This window comes from Paenibacillus sp. (assembly GCF_035645195.1).
Taxonomy (GTDB): domain Bacteria; phylum Bacillota; class Bacilli; order Paenibacillales; family YIM-B00363; genus Paenibacillus_AE.
On record NZ_DASQNA010000008.1, the window covers coordinates 256022 to 279440 of the forward strand.

Annotated in this window: 23 protein-coding genes; 22 read left to right on the top strand and 1 reads right to left on the bottom strand. The window is 59.8% G+C overall.

Annotated features, from left to right (window positions below; all coding sequences use genetic code 11):
* Window positions 1-154 precede the first annotated feature (154 nt).
* From VE009_RS04275 to holA, 7 genes are all read left to right on the top strand, one after another.
* A complete protein-coding gene (locus VE009_RS04275) occupies window positions 155-1135 on the top strand; it encodes an ABC transporter permease (protein ID WP_414694771.1) in 981 nt (326 codons plus the stop codon).
* Window positions 1135-2016 carry a carbohydrate ABC transporter permease gene (locus tag VE009_RS04280; protein WP_325006156.1) on the top strand — a complete coding sequence of 294 codons (882 nt, stop codon included), beginning with the start codon at window positions 1135-1137 and terminating at the stop codon, window positions 2014-2016. Before VE009_RS04275 ends, VE009_RS04280 begins: the two co-directional genes overlap by 1 nt.
* A gap of 64 nt (window positions 2017-2080) precedes the next feature.
* Window positions 2081-3640, top strand: coding sequence for an extracellular solute-binding protein (locus VE009_RS04285; protein WP_325006157.1), 1560 nt, complete (start codon window positions 2081-2083; stop codon window positions 3638-3640).
* 64 nt (window positions 3641-3704) lie between these two features.
* Window positions 3705-4550 (top strand): protein phosphatase 2C domain-containing protein, encoded by an 846-nt coding sequence (locus VE009_RS04290; RefSeq protein WP_325006158.1) that lies wholly within the window; start codon window positions 3705-3707, stop codon window positions 4548-4550.
* Between the two features lie 198 nt (window positions 4551-4748).
* On the top strand, window positions 4749-5294 hold the full coding sequence (locus VE009_RS04295; protein WP_325006159.1) for an RNA polymerase sigma factor: 546 nt from the start codon (window positions 4749-4751) through the stop codon (window positions 5292-5294).
* Window positions 5294-6394, top strand: a complete 1101-nt coding sequence (locus VE009_RS04300; protein ID WP_325006160.1) for a zf-HC2 domain-containing protein — start codon at window positions 5294-5296, stop codon at window positions 6392-6394. The genes VE009_RS04295 and VE009_RS04300 overlap by 1 nt, the downstream gene beginning before the upstream one ends.
* A gap of 239 nt (window positions 6395-6633) precedes the next feature.
* Window positions 6634-7674: a DNA polymerase III subunit delta gene (gene holA / locus VE009_RS04305; RefSeq protein WP_325006161.1), complete on the top strand. Its 1041-nt coding sequence runs from the start codon at window positions 6634-6636 to the stop codon at window positions 7672-7674.
* 103 nt (window positions 7675-7777) lie between these two features.
* Here holA and rpsT read toward each other — a convergent pair whose 3' ends face one another.
* Complete coding sequence (gene rpsT, locus VE009_RS04310) at window positions 7778-8050, bottom strand: 30S ribosomal protein S20 (protein WP_325006162.1); 273 nt, start codon at window positions 8048-8050, stop codon at window positions 7778-7780.
* Between the two features lie 182 nt (window positions 8051-8232).
* On the opposite strand from rpsT, the gene gpr reads away from it, so the two are divergent.
* The 15 genes from gpr (at window position 8233) to VE009_RS04385 (ending at window position 23042) form a co-directional block, all read left to right on the top strand.
* Window positions 8233-9234: a GPR endopeptidase gene (gene gpr / locus VE009_RS04315; protein WP_325006163.1), complete on the top strand. Its 1002-nt coding sequence runs from the start codon at window positions 8233-8235 to the stop codon at window positions 9232-9234.
* Between the two features lie 197 nt (window positions 9235-9431).
* The gene (locus VE009_RS04320) at window positions 9432-10556 is read left to right on the top strand and encodes a stage II sporulation protein P (protein ID WP_325006164.1); all 1125 of its coding nucleotides are present in this window, start codon (window positions 9432-9434) and stop codon (window positions 10554-10556) included.
* A 33-nt stretch (window positions 10557-10589) separates the two neighbouring features.
* The gene (locus VE009_RS04325; RefSeq protein ID WP_325006165.1) at window positions 10590-11036 is read left to right on the top strand and encodes a hypothetical protein; all 447 of its coding nucleotides are present in this window, start codon (window positions 10590-10592) and stop codon (window positions 11034-11036) included.
* 68 nt (window positions 11037-11104) lie between these two features.
* Complete coding sequence (lepA, locus tag VE009_RS04330; RefSeq protein ID WP_325006166.1) at window positions 11105-12919, top strand: translation elongation factor 4; 1815 nt, start codon at window positions 11105-11107, stop codon at window positions 12917-12919.
* A 150-nt stretch (window positions 12920-13069) separates the two neighbouring features.
* Window positions 13070-14236, top strand: coding sequence for a radical SAM family heme chaperone HemW (hemW, locus tag VE009_RS04335; RefSeq protein ID WP_325006167.1), 1167 nt, complete (start codon window positions 13070-13072; stop codon window positions 14234-14236).
* Window positions 14237-14418: 182 nt separating this feature from the next.
* The gene (locus tag VE009_RS04340; RefSeq protein ID WP_414694773.1) at window positions 14419-14886 is read left to right on the top strand and encodes an N-acetyltransferase; all 468 of its coding nucleotides are present in this window, start codon (window positions 14419-14421) and stop codon (window positions 14884-14886) included.
* Between the two features lie 95 nt (window positions 14887-14981).
* Window positions 14982-16007: a heat-inducible transcriptional repressor HrcA gene (gene hrcA, locus VE009_RS04345; protein ID WP_325006169.1), complete on the top strand. Its 1026-nt coding sequence runs from the start codon at window positions 14982-14984 to the stop codon at window positions 16005-16007.
* A 109-nt stretch (window positions 16008-16116) separates the two neighbouring features.
* Window positions 16117-16713, top strand: a complete 597-nt coding sequence (gene grpE, locus VE009_RS04350) for a nucleotide exchange factor GrpE (RefSeq protein ID WP_325006170.1) — start codon at window positions 16117-16119, stop codon at window positions 16711-16713.
* A 69-nt stretch (window positions 16714-16782) separates the two neighbouring features.
* Window positions 16783-18627, top strand: a complete 1845-nt coding sequence (dnaK, locus tag VE009_RS04355; RefSeq protein WP_325006171.1) for a molecular chaperone DnaK — start codon at window positions 16783-16785, stop codon at window positions 18625-18627.
* A gap of 74 nt (window positions 18628-18701) precedes the next feature.
* A complete protein-coding gene (dnaJ, locus tag VE009_RS04360; protein WP_325006172.1) occupies window positions 18702-19820 on the top strand; it encodes a molecular chaperone DnaJ in 1119 nt (372 codons plus the stop codon).
* Window positions 19821-19922: 102 nt separating this feature from the next.
* A complete protein-coding gene (locus tag VE009_RS04365; RefSeq protein ID WP_325006173.1) occupies window positions 19923-20108 on the top strand; it encodes a hypothetical protein in 186 nt (61 codons plus the stop codon).
* Window positions 20109-20187: 79 nt separating this feature from the next.
* Window positions 20188-20322 carry a YfhD family protein gene (locus tag VE009_RS04370; RefSeq protein ID WP_414694774.1) on the top strand — a complete coding sequence of 45 codons (135 nt, stop codon included), beginning with the start codon at window positions 20188-20190 and terminating at the stop codon, window positions 20320-20322.
* A gap of 16 nt (window positions 20323-20338) precedes the next feature.
* On the top strand, window positions 20339-20704 hold the full coding sequence (locus tag VE009_RS04375; protein WP_325006174.1) for a hypothetical protein: 366 nt from the start codon (window positions 20339-20341) through the stop codon (window positions 20702-20704).
* 16 nt (window positions 20705-20720) lie between these two features.
* Window positions 20721-21089, top strand: coding sequence for a hypothetical protein (locus VE009_RS04380; RefSeq protein ID WP_325006175.1), 369 nt, complete (start codon window positions 20721-20723; stop codon window positions 21087-21089).
* 246 nt (window positions 21090-21335) lie between these two features.
* Window positions 21336-23042 carry a copper amine oxidase N-terminal domain-containing protein gene (locus VE009_RS04385; RefSeq protein ID WP_325006176.1) on the top strand — a complete coding sequence of 569 codons (1707 nt, stop codon included), beginning with the start codon at window positions 21336-21338 and terminating at the stop codon, window positions 23040-23042.
* The last annotated feature ends 377 nt before the right edge of the window (window positions 23043-23419 follow it).

The following is a 23419-nucleotide window of genomic DNA, read 5'->3' on the forward strand; positions in this document are numbered from 1 at the left end:
CGGCATAGTCGGGCGGCGGAATGCGGAAAATCCGCGTTCCGCCGCCTTTTTTTTGCGCGTCCGCATCGCCTTTTTAGAAGAAGAACCGGATTTTATAAGCGCCGAATTCCCCGGATTGAAAGGGGAACGGATAGTCGAAATTTACGGCGGACTTATGCCGCGGGTAAGCTTAGGGCAGACGAACGAGAAAGGCAGACGAGAGGTGAGGCGATTGAAAACGAGAAAGGGCTTTCTATACGAGATTTCGAGAAACCGCTTTTCCTATTTGCTGATTTTGCCCGCGATGGCGTACGTGTTCGTATTCTCCTATATGACGTACCCGTACCTGCTGATCGCGTTCCAGCAATTCAATTACCGGAAAGGCATCTTGGGCAGCGAGTGGGTGGGTCTCCGCAATTTCGAGTTTTTCTTCAAAAGCAGCGAGGCGGCCGTCATCATGTGGAACACGATCAAGCTGAACCTGCTGTTCATCGGCTTCGGCACGGTGTTCGCGGTGGCGATCGCGATTTTGTTCAACGAGGTGCGAAGCCGCCTGTTCCAAAAGCTGACGCAGACGACGATGATTTTCCCGAATTTTCTCTCGTGGATCATCGTCAGCTACATGATGTACGGCCTCTTCTCGACGGACTTCGGCCTTATCAACCAAGCGCTCGAGAAGCTCGGCGCGGAGCCCGTCAACTGGTACACGAAGGCGGACGCGTGGCCGTGGATATTGGTCGGGATGAAAATTTGGAAGGAAGCGGGAATGGGCTCGATCATCTACCTCGCCGCCATTACCGGCATCGACCATTCGCTGTACGAATCGGCGGACATCGACGGCGCCTCCCGCTGGCAAAAAATCGTCGGCATCACGCTGCCGCTGCTCGCGCCGACGATCGCCATCCTGACGCTGCTGAATCTTGGCAAAATTTTCTACGGCGATTTCGGCATGATTTACGCGATCATCGGCGACAACGGCGTGCTGTATCCGACGACCGACGTCATCGACACGTACGTGTTCCGCGCGCTGCGCCAAATCGGCGATCCGTCCAACGCGGCGGCCGTCGGGCTGTTCCAGTCGACCGTCGGCTTCCTGCTCGTATTCATAGCGAACTGGGTCACGCGCAGATGGTTTAAGGAAGGGGCGTTGTATTAATGCGAACTTATAGACGCTTCGACGCCGCGTCGGCCGGCATTCACTTGTTTCTGTTGCTGTTCTCGGTGTTGTGCGTGCTGCCGATGGCGCTGACGTTCATCGTGTCGATCACCGACGAGAGCGCGCTGATCCGCAACGGGTACAGCTTGTTCCCCGAACGGTTCTCCTTGGAAGCGTATCGGACGCTGTACAACAGCGCCGACGTGCTGCTGCGCAGCTACGGCGTGACGATCTTCGTCACGGCGGCCGGCTCGCTCGCGGCGGTCGTCATTACGACGATGGCGGCGTACACGCTGTCGAATCCGAACGTGAAATACCGGAACCATTTGAACCTGTACTTTTTCGTTACGATGCTGTTCAGCGGCGGGATCGTGCCGTGGTATATCATCTGCCACAAGCTCGGCTTCACGGACAACGTATTCGCGCTGATCGTGCCGAACCTGATGTTCAACGCGTTCAATATGTTTCTTGTGCGCAACTTCATGGACGCGCTGCCGGGAGCGCTGCGGGAATCCGCGTATATCGACGGCGCCAACGACATGCGCATCGCGTTCCAAATTTATTTGCCGCTGTCGGTGCCGGTGCTGGCCACGGTCATGCTCTTCTACGCGCTGGCGTACTGGAACGACTGGTTTAACGCGATCATGCTCGTCGACAACAAAGATTTGTATCCGCTTCAATACGTGCTGTTTAAAATTCGCTCCAATATCGAAATGCTAAGCATGATTCCGAACGGGGCGAACACGGGTCAGTACACGCCGCCGGCGGAATCGTCGAAGATGGCGACGGTCATCGTCACCGTCGGGCCGATCGTGTTCCTGTATCCGTATTTGCAGCGTTACTTCGTGAAAGGGCTCGTCGTCGGATCGGTCAAAGGGTAATCGCGGCATTGCTATAATCCTCGTGAGAGGTTATATAGAAAATAAGCGTAAGGAGAGGGTCAAGATGAAAAAAAGGTCGGTCATGCTTACAGGTTTGGCTCTGATCGTAGCAAGCGCCGCGTCGGCGTGCAGCGGCGGGGGAAGCGGCGGCTCCAGCGCCGGCGAGGGCGGTTCTTCGACCCCTTCGGGCGGCGCGTCCGAAGGCGGAGCGAAGACGGAACAGGCCGTGACGCTGAAATACGTGCTGCCGGGCTCGGAGCCGAAGGAATGGCAGGCGGTCAAAGAAGCGGTCAACGCGAAGCTGCTCGCGGACGGCGTCAACGTACAGATCGAGAAAGAGTATATCGACTGGGGCGCGTGGGAGCAGAAAATTAATCTGAAGCTGTCCACGGAAGACGACATGGACATGTTCCACGTCATGAACGATTGGATCTCGCTCGCGAACTATATCGGCCGCGGCGCCGTGAAAGATATTACGCAAGAAATCGAGCAGTACGGCCCGAATTTGAAGAAAGCGATTCCGGATTCCGTCTGGAGCGGCGTCCGCAAAGACGGCAAGACGTACGCGATTCCGGCGTACTGGTACGAGCCTGCGGTCGACGGTTCCTTCACCGCGAACCGCATACTTTTAAACAAAGCGGGCATCGCCGACGTGCCGAAAACGCAGGAAGAGATGCTCGAAAGCATGGAGAAGGTCATGAATGTCGTCGACAGCGCGACCAAGCCGTATTTGCCGATTCGCGGCGGCTTGCGCGACCCGAGCGACGTGCTGCATCGAGCGTACGATTCCTATCCGTTCGCGGTGAAAGACAAAATCGCCTACATCGGGAACGACGGCGTCGTGAAGAACTGGGCGGAGACGGAAGAATTCAAGCGCGACGCGGCGTTCTTCCGCACGGCGTACGAGAAAAAGCTGACGAACCCGGACATTCTCGTCGTGAAGCAGGAGCAGCTCGACAAGCAAATTATTAGCGGCAATTATACGTTCCTCTTCGGCACGCCGAACAACGCCGACGAAATGAAGAAGACGTACCCGGACATGAAGGACGAAGATTTCACGCTGCAGCGCCTGAATCCGGAGAAACCGCATTACCGGATGTTCAACGCGAAGAACGTCAACGTCGTCGCGGCCGGCAGCCAGCATCCGGAAGCGGCGGTCAAATTCCTCAACTGGCTGTACGCGAATCAGGAAAACTACGACTTGTTCATGTACGGCATCGAAGGCAAGACGTACACGAAAGTCGGCGACCGCGGCCTCGAGTACATCCTCGGCCCGGACAACGCGGTGCTGTACGCGCAGGACGAATGGATGATCGGCAACCTGAACTTCATCCGGTTCAGCCCGAAGCTGCTCGGCGCGCAGAAGGCGCTGTACGAAGCGGATCCGAACGCAGAGACGTTCTACGCCGCGGACTTCTTCTTCGACCCGAGCGCGGTGAAGGCGGAAATGGCGAACGTGCAGGCCGTGTACACCTCCGACATTATGCCGATCTACGACGGCGTCGTGCCGTACGAAGGCCATATCGACGCGGCGCTCGACAAGCTGAAGGCGGCCGGCATCGACAAAGTGATCGCCGAATACCAAAAGCAGCTTGACGCTTACAAGGCGTCGCTCGGAAAATAAACGCGCAGGTCTGCCTCGGGGATGCATCTCCGGGGCAGCCGCATTTCTCGCTGGGGGATACGCGATGATCGTTGAAACCATTAGCATTCAAGGGAGCGGCGCTTGGAACGAGGACGCTCTCGTCAGTCGTACGGAGCGGGGCGTGTACGCCGTCGTGGACGGCGCCACGTCGCTCGTGCCGTTCGCGGGCGCCGGGGGCGAAACCGGCGGTTATCTCGCCGCGCGAATCGTCGCCGAGCTGCTCGACGAAGGGGCTCCGGCGGCGGACGAGCCGCTGCGCGAGCGGTTGATCGCCGCGAATCGGCGGCTGCGCGAGGCGATGGAGCGGGAGGGGATCGATCCGTCGCGCAAGGAAGCGCTGTGGAGCGCCGCGGCGGTCGTCGTGCGCGTCCGCGAGCGGAGCGTCGAATACGCGCAGGCGAGCGACTGCATGCTGGCGGCGCTGTACGCCGACGGCTCCGTTCGCGTCGTGACGCGCGACCAGAACGCCCCGATCGACCGGGAGACGCTGCGCCTGTGGGCGGAAGGGGCGGCGGGCGGACAGCGCGATCGATCGGAGCAGTGGCGCGGCGTCCTGCCGCAAATCGTCGACGGGCGCCGGCGGACGAACACCGATGCGGGTTACGCGGTGCTCAACGGCGACCCCGCCTTCGACGATTACGTCGAGCACGGGTCGATCAACCGGATCGGCCTTAAGGCGCTGCTGCTCATGTCCGACGGGCTGTACGTCTGCAAGCCGGCCGGCGAAGAGCCGTTCGACGCGGCGGAGACGCTGCGGATGGTCGCCGGGATGGGGCTGAAGCCGTTCGTCGAATGGCTGATCCGGCGGGAGGAGAGCGACCCGGACGGCCGGTTGTACCCGCGGGTGAAGACGTCCGACGATAAAACGGCCGTTTGGATTCAATTTTAACGCGCTCGAACCATGCACCGCCGAACGGTCTCCGCGCCGATTCGGCGGTGTTTGCGTTATTCCCTGCCGCCCGATTCCATAGCCAGGATCGACGGAATAGAGTAGAATCTTTAAAGATGGACGAGAAGACTGCGAGAAGACTGCAACAAAATTTTCGTATGGCGCGTCTGAAAGGATGCAAGAAAGGGGGACCCCATCTTGGTGGAGCAACATCTGATCAGAGCCGCTCAATCGGGCGATCGCGACGCCCTGATCGCGCTGCTGCGCGAGATTGAGACGCATGTATACCGTACGGCATACTACATCCTGAATAACGAACAAGATGCCATGGACGCGGCGCAAGAAGCGCTGATCCGCATTTATACCAAAATAGGTTCTTACGAGGAAAAGGCCCAATTCAAAACGTGGGTGCAGCGCATCGTCACCAATATTTGCATCGATAAATTCCGCCGCGCGAAAGCGTCGGTGTCGATCGAAGAGCACAACATGGTGTTTCCTACGGAAAACAACGTCGAGGAGGAAGTTATGTCTTCCTACGCGGCGCAAGATATCCGGGAGGCGATTCAGCGGCTCCCCGAGCACCATCGGACGGTCGTGGTGCTCCGGTATTTGCAGGATTTCTCTTACACCGAAATTGCGGACTCTCTCGGGCTGCCCCTCAATACGGTGAAGTCGTATTTGTTTCGGGCCAGGCGACAGCTACAAACGCTCCTTAAGGAGTATCAGAAAGGCGGTGTTCGGTGATGAATTGCGAAGAGGTGATGGAACTGATGCAGAGACACCTAGACGGCGATTTGAACGGCGACGAGCATAAGAAGCTGTCGGACCATCTCGAATCGTGCCCGGATTGCGCCGAGATGATGGAACGTCTCCTTCAAATTGATAACGATTTGGCGAATTTGCCCAAAGTCGCTCCGAGTGTCAGCCTCGTCGATTCGATTCTTCCGCGCCTGCAGGAGATCGATGCGGCCGCGGGCGAATGGAACCGAGTGCGCGACGAAGCGGCGGCGCGCGCGCCGGAACGGCCGGCACGGCCGTGGTACGCCCGTGGAGCGTTCGCGCGCATCGGCGGCGCGGCTGCGGCGGCTGCGGTGCTGGGCGTATTGATCGTGAACGGTCTCTCTGATTCGTTCGGCGGCGCCGGCGGCTCGACCGAAGAATCGACGGCCGCGAACGAAGCCGCGTCGTCGATGATGGCCGCCGACACGGCGGCGCCGGCGGCGGAGAGCTCCGCTGCGGCCGGGGGCGCGACGATGAGCATCGCGTCGGCGCCGGAAGCGCCGGCGGACGGCGCGCGGCACGACGCTGCGGCCGAGCGCGGGACTCCGGTCGACGTCGCGGAGGCGCCTTCCGACAAAGCGTCGAACGACGCGTTCGCCGCTCCCGCCCCAAAGTCTGAAGCCGAAGGGACGCAGGGCGTCACCGGAGGCGGGACGAACGGAGCGGTTGGCGCAGGCGCCCCGACGCCCGAGCCTTCGCCGGAAGCGCCAGGGTTGGAGGAAGGGCCGAAGTACGGCATCGCCGCGGGCCCGTTCGATCACGCGGAGACGCAGGATCAATACGGCGAGCCGCTTCGCTCCGAGGACGGGACGTATTCGGCCGAGGTGAAGCGGTTCGAGGACGGAACGGCGGCGGTCGCGGTCATTTGGGCCGACGGGGAATACGTTTCGCCGCATCGATGGACGGAGCCGATCGAGCTCGTCGGATGGGACGGAGCGACGCTGACGTACCGCGTAACGGCCGAGAACGGCGTGCGTACGTTCGCGATCGACGCCGCGGAGGGCAAGGAAGCCGAGGCGAAAGCCGATTCGGCGCCCGAACCGTCGTCATCGGCGGCGCCTTGATGCACACCTTGCGCGCCGGTTGCGTATAGTAATACTGAACAACGACGAATGGTCCCAGCCGCTGATATATCCACCGCGGAGGAAGGGTCCTAGGGCTTCCTTCCGGTGTTTATATAGATGTGATGGGACGAAGGGATCGCGAAAGGCGGCTTGCCGCTTTGACGCGATCCCTTTGTTGTTTTACTATGTTAAGAGATAAGAAGAGGGAAACCACTGGAAGCGCGGACGGGGGAGCGGACATGGATTACAAGCAAGCCGCCCGAGAATGGTCGCAGGGGACGATTCGGCCGGTTTACATACTGTATGGGACGGAAACGCACATCATGGGAGAGTGGCTCGAGCTGCTGACGGCCACGGCGCTGGACGCGGAGACGAAGGATTTCGCCTTCAGCCGGTACGATTTGACGGAGACGCCGCTCGAGACGGTGCTGGAGGACGCGGAGACGCTGCCGTTCCTCGCGCCTCGTAAGCTCGTAGTCGCCTCGAACGCTCATTTTCTGACCGGCGGCCGCGACCCGTCGAAGGCGGAGCATAAGCCGGAGGCGCTGCAGTCGTACGCCGCCCGTCCCGCGGAGCATGCGATTTTGGTGTTGACGGTGCCCGCCGAGAAGCTGGACGAACGGAAGAAAGTCGTCAAGTCGCTGAAGGAGTCGGCCGTCGTGCTGCCGTTCGCGCCGCTCGGCCCGGCCGAGCTGCAGCAGTGGATCGCGAAGAAAGCCGCGGGCCGCGGCGTGCGCATCGAGCCCGACGCGGCCGAGGCGCTGCTCGCCCGCGTCGGCGGCAGCTGCGCGACGCTGGCGTCGGAGATCGAGAAGCTGGCCTTGTTCGTCGGCCAAGGGGGCGCCATTCGAACGGAGCATATCGAGTCGCTGTCGATCCGCACGCCGGAGCAGAACGTGTTCCAGCTCGTCGAAGAAATCGCGAAGCTGCGGCCGGAGCGGGCGATGACGATTTTGCACGACTTGCTCAAGGAGAAGGAGGAGCCGATCAAGCTGCTCGCGCTCATCGCCCGGCAGTTCCGGATGATGCTCGGCGCGAAGGAGCTGGCGAAGCAGGGCTTCTCGCAGCAGCAAATCGCTTCGCAGCTCGGCGCTCATCCGTACGCGGTCAAGATCGCGGGCGAGCAGGCGAAACGGTTTCGCACGGAAACGCTGGAGCGGCTGATGAAGGAGCTGGCGGACCTCGATCTCGCGATGAAGAGCGGCTCGATCGACAAGACGCTGGGCCTCGAGCTGTTCATTTTGCGGCTCGGGGCGGCCGCGGCGTCGGCGGCGCGGTAACGCGCGCCGGCGCTTCCGCCGGCTCGTAGTAAGGCATACAAAAAGGGGCTGCCCGAGTCTGGATAGACTCAAGGGCAACCCCTTTGTTCGTTCGCGAACGGAATTAAGCTTTTGCAGCCAACTCGTTTACTTTCTTCGCCAAGCGAGATTTCTTCCGAGCTGCGGCGTTTTTATGAATTAATCCCTTCGTTACCGCCTTATCGAGCTTCTTGGTTGCGTTCAGGAGGGCTTCTTTTGCCTTCTCCACGTCGCTTTGCGTGAGAGCCGATTCCGCTGTTTTTACAGCTGTGCGCAGAGCGGATTTTTGGGACGCGTTGCGAAGGCGACGCTTCTCGCTTTGTTTAACGCGCTTTTCTGCGGATTTAATATTAGGCATGCCGTTTCACCTCCTTGACAGACAACCGGGCAGGGTGTTCCAAAGTCAACTTTTCATATTATAGCTTGGGCGCTTCGAAAAATCAACTCTTTTCGCGATTCGCTCGTCCGCGGGGTGCATAAGGCGCTTTCGGAAGCAGCAAACTACGGAAAGACTGTTCGTAGGAAGGATGCGATGGGAGCATGAGTTTGGACTTGAGCGCATATTCGGTGCGGACCGACCTCGCCGTCGAAGCCCGCGAAATGGCGACGCAGCGGGATCGGATTGCGATTCCCGGCGTCGACTCGGAGACGTACGAAGAGGACGGCATTTATGTGACGAAAATCGACATTTCGTCGGAGGAGGGGGCGAACGCCCTCGGCAAACGCCCCGGCCATTATTTGACGATCGAGGTGCCTGGACTGCGCCATAAGGATTCGAAGCTGCAGGACCGGGTGGCCACGTTGTTCGCGAAGCATTTCGAATCGTATTTGGAAAAGGCGGGCATCGGCAAAGACGCGAAGGTGCTGATCGTCGGTCTCGGCAACTGGAACGTCACGCCGGACGCGCTGGGGCCGATCGTCGTGGAGAACGTGATGGTGACGCGCCATTATTTCGAGCTGATGCCGGATCAGGTGGCGCCGGGCTATCGCCAGGTGAGCGCGGTGGCGCCGGGCGTGCTCGGCATTACGGGCATCGAGACGAGCGAAATCGTGCAAGGCATCGTCGAGAAGTCGAAGCCGGACCTCGTCATCGCGGTCGACGCCCTCGCGTCCAAAGCGCTGGAGCGGGTCAACACGACGATTCAGATCGCGGATACCGGCATCCATCCGGGCTCCGGCATCGGCAACAAGCGCAAAGGCGTCACGAAGGAGTCGCTGGGCGTACCGGTCATCGCCATCGGCGTGCCGACCGTCGTCTACGCGTCGACGATCGTCAACTCCACGATCGAGCTGCTGTCGCAAAACTTCGGCAAGCAGACGGAGAACACGAACGCGATCCTCGGCATGCTGCCGAGCATGACGGAGCAGGACCGGCTCGGCATGGTGCGCGAGGTGCTGAACCCGCTCGGGCACGACCTGCTCGTCACGCCGAAGGAGATCGATCAGTTTATCGAAGACATCGCCAACATTATCGCCAGCGGATTGAACGCTGCTTTACACGAAGCGGTCGACGTCAACAACGTTTCTGCTTATACGCACTAGGCGCTCAGCGCGCACGTCCGCGCCGCCGCGCGATCCGGCCGTCCCCGGAATCGCCGGCGGCTTTTCGCGTCCGATTCTATTTTTCGGTTCTATTCTCTCGCAGTGTTCATAGAGTAGAAGTACCGGTAGATTGAGAGAGCGGCGAGCGTCGTTTCCGCTTGAGCGGGACCGCGCGCCGATAAGGGAGGAACCGAACGATGAATAAACTCGGGATGCGCCTAGCGACGGCGTTAGTGACGGTATGCGTCGGGATCGGCACGGTCGGGGCGGCGAGCACGCGCGCGCCGGAACCCCCTTTGTCGTCGATAGGACAAGCCGCCGCGTTCGTGACGGGCACGATCGCGGCCGGCATGAAGCTGGACATGCCCGGCATCGAGCCGGGCCTCGGCACGACGCTGCTGGCGTCGAAGAAGGAGAGCGGCGCCGCGTCCGAGGCGCCTGCGGAAGGCGGCGTCGCGGATGCCGCCCCGGACGCGGCATCGAGCGCCGGCGCCGGAGACGTCATGGGGCCGCCGGCGCCGGAGGAGGCCGCTTCGGCCGGCGACAGCGCAGCGAAGCCGGCTGCGGAGGCCGCGGGCGAAGCGAAACCGGCCGCCGCCGACGCGGTCGCCGCGGGGACGGAGCGGAAGCTGGCGTTCATTTATCATTCGCATAACCGAGAGTCGTGGCTTCCGGAGCTGAAGGGAACCGGCAAGGACCAGCCCGCCGAGGCGTTCGACGCGGACGTCAACGTGACGCTGCTCGGCGAGCGTCTGCGCGATCGGCTGGAGGAGCGAGGCGTCGGCGCCGTCCACTCGGATACCGACTACAATACGGCGGTGCCGAGCTTCAACTACAACTACTCGTACAAATATTCGAAAACGACCGTCCGCGAGGCGCTCGCCGTACATAGGGAACTTGTGTACCTCATCGACATTCACCGCGACTCGCAGCGCCGCAAACAGACGACGGTGTCCATTGACGGCAAGGACTACGCCCGGCTCTATTTTATCGTGGGACAAGGCAACCCGAATTGGAAGGAGAACGAGGCGCTCGCAAGGCGCCTCCACGAAGCGCTGGAGCGCAAGTTCCCGGGCTTGTCCAAAGGAATTTTGTCCAAAAGCAAAAAGCACGGGAACGGCGAGTATAATCAGTCGCTGTCGTCGGGAAGCCTGTTGATCGAGATCGGCGGCGTGGACAATTCGCTGGAAGAGAGCTACCGGACGGTCGACGCGCTCGCCGCGGTGCTCGCCGAGATGGCGATGGACGAGAACGGCGTCCGGGTCGCGGGGCGCGCGGACGGCGGCGAAGCCGGCGACGCGAAGGATGGGAGCAAGGCGTAACGCTGCGACAGTCGTCGGAAGGAGGGACCTTGAATGAACGCGTGGGGAACGAAGGCGTTGATGGCCGTCGTGCTTGCGATCGTTTGCGTATTCATCGGCATCGAAATCGCCGCGATGGGCATCGAGCGCGTGCAAGGCCCGCTGCTTGCCGGGGAACCGGCCGGCGCCCGCACGCCGATCGCCGTCTTCGGCGGCGGTTCGCCAGCGAAGGATGCCGCGCAGGCGGGACCGGGCGAAGGCGCGGCGTCGACCGCCGCGGCCGGCGCCTCCGCGGGTACCGCCGGCGCTGCGAGCGCCTCTGCGGGCACTGCCGGCTCCTCTGCGGGCACTGCGGGCGCTGCGGGCGCTGCCGCAGCCGGCGACGTCGAGCCGTCGAGCCTCATTTACCGCTTCTCCCTCTGGCTCGGCGACACGCTGCGCTACGTTGCGAAAGGCGTTCTGCGCTTCATCGCCGCCGTGTTCGACGCCGTCATTCATTGACGCTTTGCCGTATGCCCTCGCTGCTGATATAATAGTGAGGATATACGGCTATTTCGACGGGGTGACTTATGTCTACGATGGATTCGCGGCAAAGCAAAGTTCGCAATTTTTGTATCATCGCCCATATCGACCATGGGAAATCGACGCTTGCCGACCGTATCCTGGAATATACGGGCGCGGTGCAGCAGCGCGAGATGCAGGAGCAGCTGCTCGACCAAATGGACCTGGAACGGGAGCGCGGCATCACGATCAAGCTGCAGGCCGTCCGGCTTCAATATAAAGCCGACGACGGCGAGACGTATACGCTCAATTTGATCGATACGCCCGGACACGTCGACTTTACGTACGAGGTGTCCCGCAGCCTCGCGGCTTGCGAAGGGGCGCTGCTCGTCGTCGACGCGGCGCAGGGCATCGAGGCGCAGACGCTGGCGAACGTGTACCTGGCGCTCGACAACAATTTGGAAATTCTGCCGGTCATCAATAAGATCGACCTGCCGAGCGCGGAGCCGGAGCGCATCCGCCAAGAAATCGAGGACGTCATCGGTTTGGACGCGAGCGACGCGGTGCTCGCCTCCGCGAAGGCGGGCATCGGCATTAAAGACATTCTTGAGCAAATCGTGAAAAAGGTGCCGCCGCCTACAGGCGATGCGGAGAAGCCGACGAAGGCGCTCATTTTCGACTCCCACTATGATCCTTATAAAGGCGTCATCGTGTACGTGCGCGTCATGGACGGAGTCATCAAGGCCGGCTCCAAAATCCGCTTTATGGCGACCGAGAAAGAATTCGAGGTTATCGAGGTCGGCGCGTTCAAGCCGAAGATGGCGAGCGTGGACGAGCTGCGCGCCGGCGACGTCGGCTTCGTCGTGGCGGGCATCAAGAACGTGAAGGATACGCGCGTGGGCGACACGATCACCGACGCGAAAAACCCGGTGAAGGAGCCGCTGCCGGGCTACCGCCGCATCAACCCGATGGTGTTCTGCGGCTTGTATCCGATCGACACGGCCGACTACGCGGAGCTGCGCGAAGCGCTCGAGAAGCTCGAGCTGAACGACGCGTCGCTGCGGTACGAGCCTGAGACGTCGCAAGCGCTCGGCTTCGGGTTCCGCTGCGGCTTCCTCGGCCTGCTGCACATGGAGATCATCCAGGAGCGGATCGAGCGCGAGTTTAACATTCCGATGCTGACGACGGCACCGAGCGTCGTGTTCAAAGTGTTCCTGACGGACGGCACCGTCCTCGACATCGACAACCCGTCCAACATGCCGGAGCAGCAAAAGATCGACCATATCGAAGAGCCGTACGTGAAGGCGTCGATCATCGTGCCGAAGGACTTCGTCGGCCAAATTATGGACCTGTGCCAAAACAAGCGCGGCGACTTCATCGATATGCAGTATCTCGACGCGACGCGCGTGACGCTCATTTATGACATTCCGCTGTCGGAAATCGTGTACGATTTCTTCGACCAGCTGAAGTCGCGGACGAAAGGATACGCGTCGTTCGACTACGAGGTATCGGGCTACAAGCGTTCGAACCTCGTCAAGATGGACATTTTGCTGAACAACGAGAAGGTCGATGCGCTGTCGTTCATCGTGCATAGAGATAACGCGTACAACCGCGGCAAAATTTTGTGCGAAAAGCTGAAGGACATCATTCCGCGCCAAATGTTCGAGGTACCGATTCAAGCGACGATCGGCCAGAAGGTCATCGCCCGCGAAACGGTCAAAGCGATGCGGAAGAACGTCCTCGCCAAATGTTACGGCGGCGACATCTCGCGGAAGCGGAAGCTGCTCGAGAAGCAGAAGGAAGGCAAGAAGCGGATGAAGCAGGTCGGCTCGGTCGAAGTGCCGCAGGAAGCGTTCATGGCGGTGCTGAAGATCGACGAATAGTCGTTAGTCGTTGCCCCGGCGCATGTTGGCCGGGGCGTCGTTTTTGGGCGGCGGGCGCGGCGCAGGCGAAATAATCCGGAGTTTCTCCGACTCAACGGCCGCGCGGGCGCCCTGCCAAGCATACCAATCGAAAGGCGGTGACGCAGCCTAATGAGACAGCGGACCGAAACGCCGGAAGCGGTGTATATTCATATCCCGTTTTGCACGAACAAATGCCACTACTGCGACTTCAACTCGTACGTGCTGAAAGGGCAGCCCGTGCACGAATATCTCGACGCGCTCGAGCGCGAGATGGAAGCGACGGCGAGCGCCGTCCCGCCCGGCGTCATCCGCACCGTGTTCGTCGGCGGCGGCACGCCGACGGTGCTGACGCCGGAGCAAATGGAGCGCTTCCTCGCCTCCGTTCGCGCCTATTTCCCGAACCTCGCGCCGGATTACGAGTTCACGATGGAGGCGAACCCGGGCACGACCGACGCCGAGAAGCTGCAGGCGATGCGAGAAGGCGGCGTGAACCGGCTGTCGTTCGGCGTCCAGTCGTTCGATTCGGGCCTGCTGCACGCGATCGGACGCATTCATTCCGTCGACGACGTGTACCGCAGCATCGACAACGCGCGCGCGGCGGGCTTCGCCAACGTGTCGATCGACCTCATCTTCGGCTTGCCGAACCAAACGTTGCAGCAGATGAGCGATACGCTCGACAAGGCGCTCGAGCTGAAGCTGCCGCACCATTCGATATACAGCCTGAAGGTCGAAGAGAACACGCTCTTCCACACGCTCTACGAGCGGGGCGAGCTGCCGCTGCCGAAGGAAGAAGACGAAGTCGCCATGTTCCACCTCATCATGGACCGGATGCGCTCGGCGGGGTACGAGCAGTACGAAATCAGCAATTTCGCGAAGCCGGGCTTCGAAAGCAAGCATAACACCGTGTATTGGCGCAATGAGAGCTACTACGGCTTGGGGGCCGGGGCGCACGGGTACGTGAAGGGTCGCCGCCACGTCAACGTCAAAGGCATTCAGCCGTACATCGACGCGACGAAAGCCGGACTCCCGGTCCTCGATCAGGAAGAAGTCGCCGAACGGGAAGCGATGGAGGACTTCATGATGGTCGGCTTAAGGCTCCTGAGGGGCGTCGACCGCGCCGACTTCGAAGCGCAGTTCGGGCGCGGACTCGACGAGACGTTCGGCAACACGATCGAACGGCTCGCGAAGCAAGGGCTGCTCGAAGCGACGCCTGTCGGATACCGCCTGACAAGGAACGGCATCCTGCTCGGGAACGAAGTGTTCGGCGCGTTCCTCGAGGCGCAGCCGGCGACGTAACCGCTGCAAAAAATTGTCATAAAAAAATAGTACAAGAAACCCAAACCTTTGATTCCCTTACAACGTATGTTACGTCGTAAGGGAATCATTTTTTTGCCGAAGTCGTATTGTACGGGTATTCATTTTGTTGTATATTTATTCAATCACAATTATCATCTTATAACGGAAGCGTGGGATGCGCCGTGATCCAAACCGCGGTATGCCGGAAAGCAACGATCGACGATGTCGACTATTTATATGAACTGATTCAAGGATACGCCGCCGGCGGCATCATGCTGCCCCGGTCGAAGGAGGCGCTGACGGAGCAAATTGACACGTTCGTCGTCGCCGAAGTCGACGGGCGCGTCGTCGGTTGCGGCGCGCTGCTGCGTCTCGGTGCGGATCTCGTGGAAATCCGTTCGCTCGGCCTCGATCCGGCGTACCAAGGTCAAGGTATCGGACGCAAAATCGTGGAGCTGCTCGAGCGGCAGGCCAGAGATATGGGCATTCCGAAGCTGATGGCGCTCACGTACGAGGTGGCGTTTTTCGAACGGAACGGCTTTACGGTCGTAAATAAAGAAATTTTCCCGGAAAAGGTTTGGCGGGATTGCATTCATTGCAAAAAGCAGCACAACTGCGATGAAATTGCAGTCCTGAAACGACTAGACTGACTTGACAACGACCCTCCGTATTCGGTATGTTTGGAGTAGCTTAGCACTCACTGCTTTGGAGTGCTAATCAGCCACTTGCCGAGGAGGGTTGCGTCTTGTTATCCGAACGTCAGAAGATGATTTTGGCGGCCATCGTCGACGATTACATTCGGTCCGCCGAGCCGGTCGGATCGCGAAGCATATCGAAGCGCGGTGACGTTGGATACAGCGCCGCGACCATCCGGAACGAGATGTCGGACTTGGAGGAGCTCGGCTTTCTCGAGCAGCCGCATACGTCCGCGGGACGCATTCCTTCGAACAAAGGGTACCGGTATTACGTGGACCATTTGTTAAGCCCAGGGACGCTCACGGCAACGGAGAAGGAATCAATCAAGTCGTTTTTCGAGAGCAAAATCCAAGAAGTCGAAAGCGTCGTGCAGCAGGCGGCATCGATTTTGTCGGGCCTGACGAATTATACGGCGATCGTGCTCGGACCGGAGACGTACAAGACGACGCTGGCGTCGCTGCAGCTCATCCCGCTGAACGAGCGGTCGGCCGTCGCGATCATCGTCACGAACACGGGCCACGTCGAGAACCGTACGGTTACGATCCCGGAAGGCGTTCCGATGAACGAGATCGAGAAATTCGTCAACCTGATGAACGCGAAGCTGAAGGGCGAGCCGCTGTACCGGCTCCGATCGAAGATGTATACCGAACTGGTCTCGGAGCTCAGCAAGCACGTTGCAGGCTACGAGGAACTGCTCTCCATGGTCGAATCGGTGCTGCAGAACGACGAGTCCGATCGCCTCTACTTGGGCGGCGCGACGAAGATGTTGACGCAGCCGGAGTTTAAGGACGTCGACAAGGTGAAGACGATCCTCGAGCTGTTCGACCAGACGCAGACGCTTCTTAGCATGTTCGCTTCGACGCCGGCGGGCATTCAGGTGCGCATCGGCGGCGAGAACAGTCTGGAAGCGATCAACAACTGCAGCGTCATTACGGCATCGTACGCGATTGACGGCCAGCCGGTCGGCACGATCGGCATTTTGGGTCCGACCCGGATGGATTATCGGAAGGTCATTGCCGTTCTCGATCTGTTTACGAAGGATATGACGAACAGTTTGTCGCGTTGGTTCCGATAAGCACCGCCGATGCAGGAGGCAATCGTCTCCTGCTTTTTGCCGCGCGCACGCGCGATGACTGCATGAAATTGCCAACGGACATAATAGCTTGAAGGAGGTGAGAGGCGCCATGAAACAAGAAATGGAGAAAGAGCGGGCGGAGAACGAAGCCGTCGAGAACACGGAAACGAATGCCGAGGCCAACGCCGAAGCGGAGACGACCGCCGAGCCGCCGGAGACGGCTGACGCCGAACTCGCCGAGGAAGCAGCGACGAACGCGGAAATGGAAGCCTTGAAGAAAACCGCGGAGGAGCATTACCAGCGTTACCTGCGCACGCAAGCCGACTTCGACAACTTCCGCCGCCGCGCGCGGGCCGAGAAGGAAGAATTCGCGAAGTACGCCTCGCAGAAGCTGATCGAGGGGCTGCTGCCGATCGTCGACAACTTCGACCGGGCGGTTGCGGCAAGCCGAGAACAGCGCGATTTCGAAGCGCTCGCGAAGGGCGTGGAGATGATTCAGCGCCAGCTCGGGCAGCTGCTGGAATCCGAGGGGCTGAAGCCGATCGAAGCGATCGGTCAGCCGTTCAATCCCGAACTGCATCAAGCGATCATGCAGGTTCCGGCCGAAGAAGGTACGGAGTCCGGCATCGTTGTCGAGGAGCTGCAGAAGGGATATATGCTGAAAGAGAAAGTCATCCGCCCGTCGATGGTCAAGGTGACGGAATAACGTCATCTGCGCGGGCAACACATAGAAGACAGTAGATCGACAGCCCAACCTAAGGAGGAAGTTCAGGCTATGAGTAAAGTTATCGGTATCGACCTTGGAACGACGAACTCCTGCGTCGCGGTGATGGAAGGCGGCGAAGCGGTCGTCATCCCGAACCGAGAAGGCAACCGGACGACGCCGTCCGTCGTAGGCTTTAAGAAAGACGGCGAGCGCATCGTGGGCGAAACCGCGAAGCGCCAATCGATCACGAACCCGGACCGGACGGTCATTTCGATCAAGCGTCATATGGGCACGAACCATAAGACGGTCATCGACGACAAAGAGTACACGCCGCAGGAAATTTCGGCGATGATTCTCCAGAAGCTGAAGGCGGACGCGGAAGAGTATTTGGGCGCGCCGGTGACGCAGGCGGTCATCACGGTTCCGGCGTACTTCAACGACTCGCAGCGTCAAGCGACGAAGGACGCAGGCAAAATCGCCGGCCTCGAAGTGCTTCGCATCGTCAACGAGCCGACGGCGGCGGCGCTTGCGTACGGCCTCGAGAAAGGCGAAGACCAGACGATTCTCGTATTCGACCTCGGCGGCGGCACGTTCGACGTGTCGATTCTCGAGCTCGGCGACGGCATTTTCGAAGTGAAAGCGACGAGCGGCGACAACCACCTCGGCGGCGACGACTTCGACGAAGTCATTATCAACCACCTCGTATCCGAATTTAAGAAAGAGCAAGGCGTCGACTTGTCCAAGGACAAAGCGGCGGTGCAGCGTCTGAAGGACGCGGCGGAGAAAGCGAAGAAGGAGCTCTCCACGGTGCTCACGACGACGATTTCGCTGCCGTTCATCACGGTCGTCGACGGCGTGCCGCAGCATCTCGAGATGAACCTGACGCGCGCGAAGTTCGAGGAGCTGTCCGCAGACCTCGTCGAGCGCACGATGGGACCGACGCGCCGCGCGCTTCAAGACGCGGGCCTGACGCCGGACAAAATCGACAAAGTCGTTCTCGTCGGCGGTTCGACGCGCATCCCGGCCGTCCAAGAAGCGGTGAAAAAGCTGATCGGCAAAGAAGCGTACAAAGGCGTCAACCCGGATGAAGTCGTCGCGCTCGGCGCTGCGATTCAAGCGGGCGTCCTGACGGGCGACGTGAAAGACGTCGTATTGCTCGACGTTACGCCGCTGTCCCTCGGCATCGAAACGGCGGGCGGCGTATTCACGAAGATGATCGACCGGAATACGACGATCCCGACGAGCAAATCGCAGGTGTTCTCGACGTACGCGGACAACCAGACGTCCGTCGAAATTCACGTGCTGCAGGGCGAGCGCGCCATGGCTGCCGACAACAAGACGCTCGGCCGCTTCATGCTGAGCGACATTCCGCCGGCGCCGCGCGGCGTGCCGCAAATCGAGGTCACGTTCGATATCGACGCCAACGGCATCGTGAACGTCAGCGCTCTCGACAAGGGCACGGGCAAATCGCAAAAAATTACGATCACGTCCTCGAGCGGTTTGTCGGACGAAGAGGTCGAGCGGATGGTGAAGGACGCCGAGCGCAACGCGGAGGAAGACCGCAAGCGCAAGGAGCTCGTCGAACTCCGCAACAACGCCGATCAGCTCGTGTACGCCGTCGAGAAGACGCTCAAGGATCTCGGCGACAAAGTCGACGCCGGCGAGAAGCAGAAGGCGGAAGACGCGAAGGAAGCGCTCAAGAAGGCGCTCGAAGGCGGCAACGCCGATGATATCAAGGCGAAGTCCGAGGAATTGTCGAATGTCATTCAGCAGCTTTCCGTGAAGCTCTACGAGCAAGCGCAGCAAGGCGCGGGTGCGGACGCATCGGCGGGCGCGGGCGCGGCGGAAGGCGCGGCGAAGAAAGACAACGTCGTGGACGCCGACTACGAAGTCGTCGACGACAAAGATAAATAATTCGGCTTTGATGCGAGAGGTGGGAGCCCAAGCGCGCTTGGGCTTCGATTTCTTTGCGGGCAGGGGGTGAACGCGTGGCGAAACGCGACTTTTACGAGGTGCTCGGGGTCAGCAAAGGGGCATCCGCGGACGAAATCAAGAAGGCCTACCGCAAGCTTGCGCGGGAATACCATCCTGACGTGAACAAAGCGGCGGACGCGGCCGAAAAGTTTAAAGAAGTGAAGGAAGCATATGACGTGCTGTCCGACGATGCCAAGCGCGCGAACTACGACCGTTACGGCCACGCCGACCCGAATCAGGGTTTCGGCGGCTTCGGCGGGGGAGGCGCGGATTTCGGCGGCGGCATCAACGATATTTTCGACATGTTCTTCGGCGGCGGCGGCCGGCGCAATCCGAACGCACCGCAGCGAGGCGCGGACCTGGAATACCAAATGCAAATCGAGTTCAAGGAAGCCGTCTTCGGCAAGGAGACGGACGTTACGATTCCGCGAACGGAAACTTGCGACGTCTGCGAAGGATCCGGGGCGAAGCCTGGAACGAAACCGGAGACGTGTTCGGTATGCCGCGGTTCGGGTCAGCAGGAAGTCGTGCAAAATACGCCGTTCGGCCGCATCGTGAACCGGCGCGCCTGCGGCAACTGCAGCGGCACCGGCAAAATCATCAAAGACCGTTGCAACAATTGCTGGGGCTCCGGCAAGGTCAAGAAGCAGCGCAAAATTCATATCCGCATTCCGGCGGGCGTGGACGACGGCGCGCAGCTTCGCGTGTCCGGAGAAGGGGAAGCCGGCGTGCGCGGCGGCCCTCCGGGGGATTTGTACATTTCCATCCGGGTGAAGCCGCATGAGTTTTTCGAGCGCGAAGGCGACGACATTTACTGCGAGGTGCCGCTCACGTTCGCGCAGGCGGCGCTCGGCGACGAGATCGAGGTGCCGACGCTCACGGAACGCGTAAAGCTGAAGATTCCGGCGGGCACTCAGACGGATACGTATTTCCGCCTGAAGGGCAAGGGCGTCCCGCGCCTCCGCGGCAGCGGGCAAGGCGACCAGCATGTGAAGGTCGTCGTCGTGACGCCGACGAATTTGTCGGAAGAGCAAAAATCGCTGCTGCGCGAATTCGCGGGATTGTCCGGAGAACGGACGCATGAAAATAACGGGTTCTTCGAACGGATGCGCAAAGCGTTCAAGGGCGATTAGGGAGAGAAGGCGACTTCTCTCTCTTTTTTTTGCGCACATATTCGCCGGTAAGTCGGGGAACCTATTCGAAGGTGCACCCGCGATAAGGATGGAGGCGGCACGATGGATACGACGAAGCAAACAGATCAGCCGGGCATGAGCGCTGCGACGCAGTCGCAGCTGCTTGCGGACGAGGAAGACGCGACGCAGGCGAATCTGGCGATGGAGCGCCGGTTTTACGGCCGAACGGAGGTCGAGGACGCGGTCGGCGCGCTGGATGCGGCCGACGCGGTCCGGAACGAAAGCTGACCGGACTCCGCTTTTCTCATGGGATCGGGGCCGGTTGGGCAAGCTAACGTCAATCTCGATGCATTGCGGGGTGAATACAGTGGACAACGCGAAGCAGGAGAAGCAGCTGCCGATCGGCAAAAACGAGGACGTCGAATTTTCCCGCGAGCTTGCGGACGAAGACGATCTGGAGGCGCTCGAACGGATGGAAGCTGCCGACCGCCGCCAGCAATAAAAGGAGTGGTTGTGGCATGGCGAAGCATCTGCAAGCGTACTTCGATAGCGAGAACGACGCCGACGCGGCGGTTACCGATTTGCGCGCGTTAGGGGCGAAGGAAGCGACCTCGGATCGAACGATGGGCGTTCAGACGAGGTTCGCCGACATCGACCAAACGCCGTTCATCCCTCTGTATCAAGGCTCTATGCTGTCCGGCGTTTCGTCGGCGATGCCGGGCTATCCGCCGCTGGCCGCCGTCGCTGTCGCGTCGATGGACGGTTTGCCGGAGGACGGCGAGCGCCGCGAAGAGGGGCGGCCGGTCGTGTCGGCCGTCGTCGACGAGCGCGATTACGACAAAGCCGTCGAAATCGTGAAGCGCCGCGGGGGCCGCTTCGAGTAAAGGAGGGTGGGCGAACGTGGAGAAAAACATTTTAGCGTATTTCAAATCGCCGGAAGATGCGCAGGGCGCCGCGCAGAAACTGCATGCGCTTCGCGCCGTCGACGTCAGCGTCGATCGGTTTTCGAAATACCCGGGAGACGGGATGCAGCACCGCGAAAATCCCGCGACGGGCGATTTCGGCAGTTTGGCTGCGCTGTCGCTCGACGCCGATGTGTCGGGCAACAACCCTGGCATTCTCATGGCCGCGGGGACCGACGCCAGCGGCATGAGCGACGGCGGGCAAGGCGGCCCGACGGGCCGGGACGTGCTTCTGACGGCCGTCGTCGACGAGAGCGTTCACCATCAGGCGCTGAAGGTCGTCGAAGAAGCCGGAGGCGTTTGGTAATAGGGTATTGGTTGACTGGCGATGAACGGCGCAGGGAGCAAACTCCCCTGCGCTTTTTCCGTATCCTCCGAAAGGTTCTTGATAGAAATAAATTATCGGGTCGAGCAATGGAACTTTATTACATTTTTGCATGTCAACGGTGAAACTTTTTCCCCCAACCCGCGTCTATTTGTGAGCGAGAGACTAAAGGGGAGTGGGTAACTACTTATGAGGAAACGTTTGTTGCACCTTGGATTGGCCTTATTGATGACATTAACATTGGGCTCATTCGGAAGCTTCGCCGCCGCGGCGCCGTCCACGGCGATGAAAGTTTGGCTGTATGTCGACAAGAACGAAGCGTTCGTCAACGGATCCTCGACGATACTGACGTCGCCAGCTTCGGTATACAACGGCAAAATGTATGTACCCGTGAAGTTTTTGGGCGATACGTTCGGCTTTCCGGTCGTATACGATCCCGTAACGAACACGATCGCCATGACGGCCGGCAAAACGGAAGTGTGGATTGATTTAACGCTTCGCACAACGCTGGTCGACGGATTGCCCGGCACGTTCGCTCCGACGTTCGCGATCAGCCCTGACGGCAAACTGATGGCTCAGCTGACTTGGATGATGGATCGCATCGGGGCGAAATACGAATACGATGCTGTCCTGAATCGCGTCGAGGTCGTCTACGCACCGTTCAGCGCAGAGCTGCCGTCCGGCGACGGGTCGAAGCCGATCGCGAAATTTACGTTCGGGAAGCCTAGCTACAAAATGGGCGAAAAGGTGCAGTACATCGATTTGAGCTACGACGTCGAAGGCGACGGCATCCAATACGTGTCCTGGAAAAACCGCGAAGAAGCGTTCTTCAAGCCGGGAGATCACCAGGTTTCGCTCCAAGTGACCGACAGCAAAGGGAACGTGAGCGATTGGTTTACGAAAACGATCACGATCGAAAACGACACGATGTATTCGCCGGCCGAGTTCCAGATGCATCACGCGAAAACGCAGTCGTTCGTCAAAATGAACTCGACCGAGCTGAACCAGTATATTCGGAGCGCCGCGCCGCTGTCGATGGCGGTCATTCGCGACGATTCGCGGAAGCTGCTCGTCAGCGACAGTCCCGAAAACATAACCGAGTACGGGGTGCTGTACCGCGACGCCGTCGAAGGGAAGGCGCGCCTATACGCAAATCATATCAATATGATGGATGCCGACGTGCAGTTCGCCATCATCGCGACGAACCACGGCCGGAATCCGGTCGCGATCAAGACGGAGCGGCAGGGCGAAGTGTATCCGTCCGTTTTCGTAAATTTGATCGGCTATCAGGCATCCGTGGATTTCCTTGTCGGGGACGTAAATAAACCGGAACTAACCGTTCAGCCCGGTGAATCGAAAGCGTATGTGTACCTGCCGAAATTGAAGAAAGGCCAGGGCATCAACCTCGTGTACGACGTGGAGACGAACAACGACGTGACGTTCACCTTCGCCGCAATGCTCCCGAACGACCCGATGGAAGCCGCGCTTACATACCCGGAGTTGGCGTACAACGGTCACGTACGCGGCACGTTCCCGGTATCCGAGGTTCGCATGGAAACGGACGCTTCCCGCGTCAACGGCGCGGCGAAGTTTACGATCGGCGACGACGCGGAGGACGTATTCGTTGAAGGGTACGACGTATTCCGCCGTCAAATCGTCGAAAATAAGGGCAATTACGGCGTAATGTATCATGTCCGAATCAACAATCCGGGTAAAGCGGCGCTCGTAATGCTCGCTCGCGGGGGCGTCTTCAAAGGAGCGCTCAAAATTAACGGAGAAATGATCTTGGCGCCCGCCTCCGGCGTCATCACGGCGCTTGACGGCGTGTTCATGCTGCACCGCACGACCGGAACGGAGCGTTATATCGACATCGAGCTTACGCCGCCGGCCGGCTCGAATTTACCGATCGACATCGTTTTGTATCCATTGGATTAAGCGAAACAAGAGGCCGGGGCTTGCCCCGGCCAAATTTTTTTCGGCTGTAAAAAAATACAAGTTGCAATCCGAGGCAAAAGTCGTTATATTATATTCTTGTCGCCGCAAGTTAAGCGACGACGGAAAAACGGTTCGAAGCAGCGGTAATAAATTACCACTTGCAAAGACCTAAGCGAATATGATATATTCAAATTCCGGTCGCGAAAAGCGAATCGGACAAGCAAGAAGGCAACACAAGCTTGCTCCTTGAAAACTGAACAACGAGCGCATACGCGCTGTGAGCAATCACAGCAAAGTTTTAAAGCTAGCTTAGCAATGAGCATAGACGAACTACCCTTTTTGGAGAGTTTGATCCTGGCTCAGGACGAACGCTGGCG

Coding starts and splice junctions, on each gene's coding strand:
- VE009_RS04275 (WP_414694771.1), top strand. CDS start 155: ATGCCGCGGGTAAGCTTAGGGCAGACGAACGAGAAAGGCAGACGAGAG.
- VE009_RS04280 (WP_325006156.1), top strand. CDS start 1,135: ATGCGAACTTATAGACGCTTCGACGCCGCGTCGGCCGGCATTCACTTG.
- VE009_RS04285 (WP_325006157.1), top strand. CDS start 2,081: ATGAAAAAAAGGTCGGTCATGCTTACAGGTTTGGCTCTGATCGTAGCA.
- VE009_RS04290 (WP_325006158.1), top strand. CDS start 3,705: ATGATCGTTGAAACCATTAGCATTCAAGGGAGCGGCGCTTGGAACGAG.
- VE009_RS04300 (WP_325006160.1), top strand. CDS start 5,294: ATGAATTGCGAAGAGGTGATGGAACTGATGCAGAGACACCTAGACGGC.
- holA (WP_325006161.1), top strand. CDS start 6,634: ATGGATTACAAGCAAGCCGCCCGAGAATGGTCGCAGGGGACGATTCGG.
- rpsT (WP_325006162.1), bottom strand. CDS start 8,050: ATGCCTAATATTAAATCCGCAGAAAAGCGCGTTAAACAAAGCGAGAAG.
- gpr (WP_325006163.1), top strand. CDS start 8,233: ATGAGTTTGGACTTGAGCGCATATTCGGTGCGGACCGACCTCGCCGTC.
- VE009_RS04320 (WP_325006164.1), top strand. CDS start 9,432: ATGAATAAACTCGGGATGCGCCTAGCGACGGCGTTAGTGACGGTATGC.
- VE009_RS04325 (WP_325006165.1), top strand. CDS start 10,590: ATGAACGCGTGGGGAACGAAGGCGTTGATGGCCGTCGTGCTTGCGATC.
- lepA (WP_325006166.1), top strand. CDS start 11,105: ATGTCTACGATGGATTCGCGGCAAAGCAAAGTTCGCAATTTTTGTATC.
- hemW (WP_325006167.1), top strand. CDS start 13,070: ATGAGACAGCGGACCGAAACGCCGGAAGCGGTGTATATTCATATCCCG.
- grpE (WP_325006170.1), top strand. CDS start 16,117: ATGAAACAAGAAATGGAGAAAGAGCGGGCGGAGAACGAAGCCGTCGAG.
- dnaK (WP_325006171.1), top strand. CDS start 16,783: ATGAGTAAAGTTATCGGTATCGACCTTGGAACGACGAACTCCTGCGTC.
- VE009_RS04365 (WP_325006173.1), top strand. CDS start 19,923: ATGGATACGACGAAGCAAACAGATCAGCCGGGCATGAGCGCTGCGACG.
- VE009_RS04375 (WP_325006174.1), top strand. CDS start 20,339: ATGGCGAAGCATCTGCAAGCGTACTTCGATAGCGAGAACGACGCCGAC.
- VE009_RS04385 (WP_325006176.1), top strand. CDS start 21,336: ATGACATTAACATTGGGCTCATTCGGAAGCTTCGCCGCCGCGGCGCCG.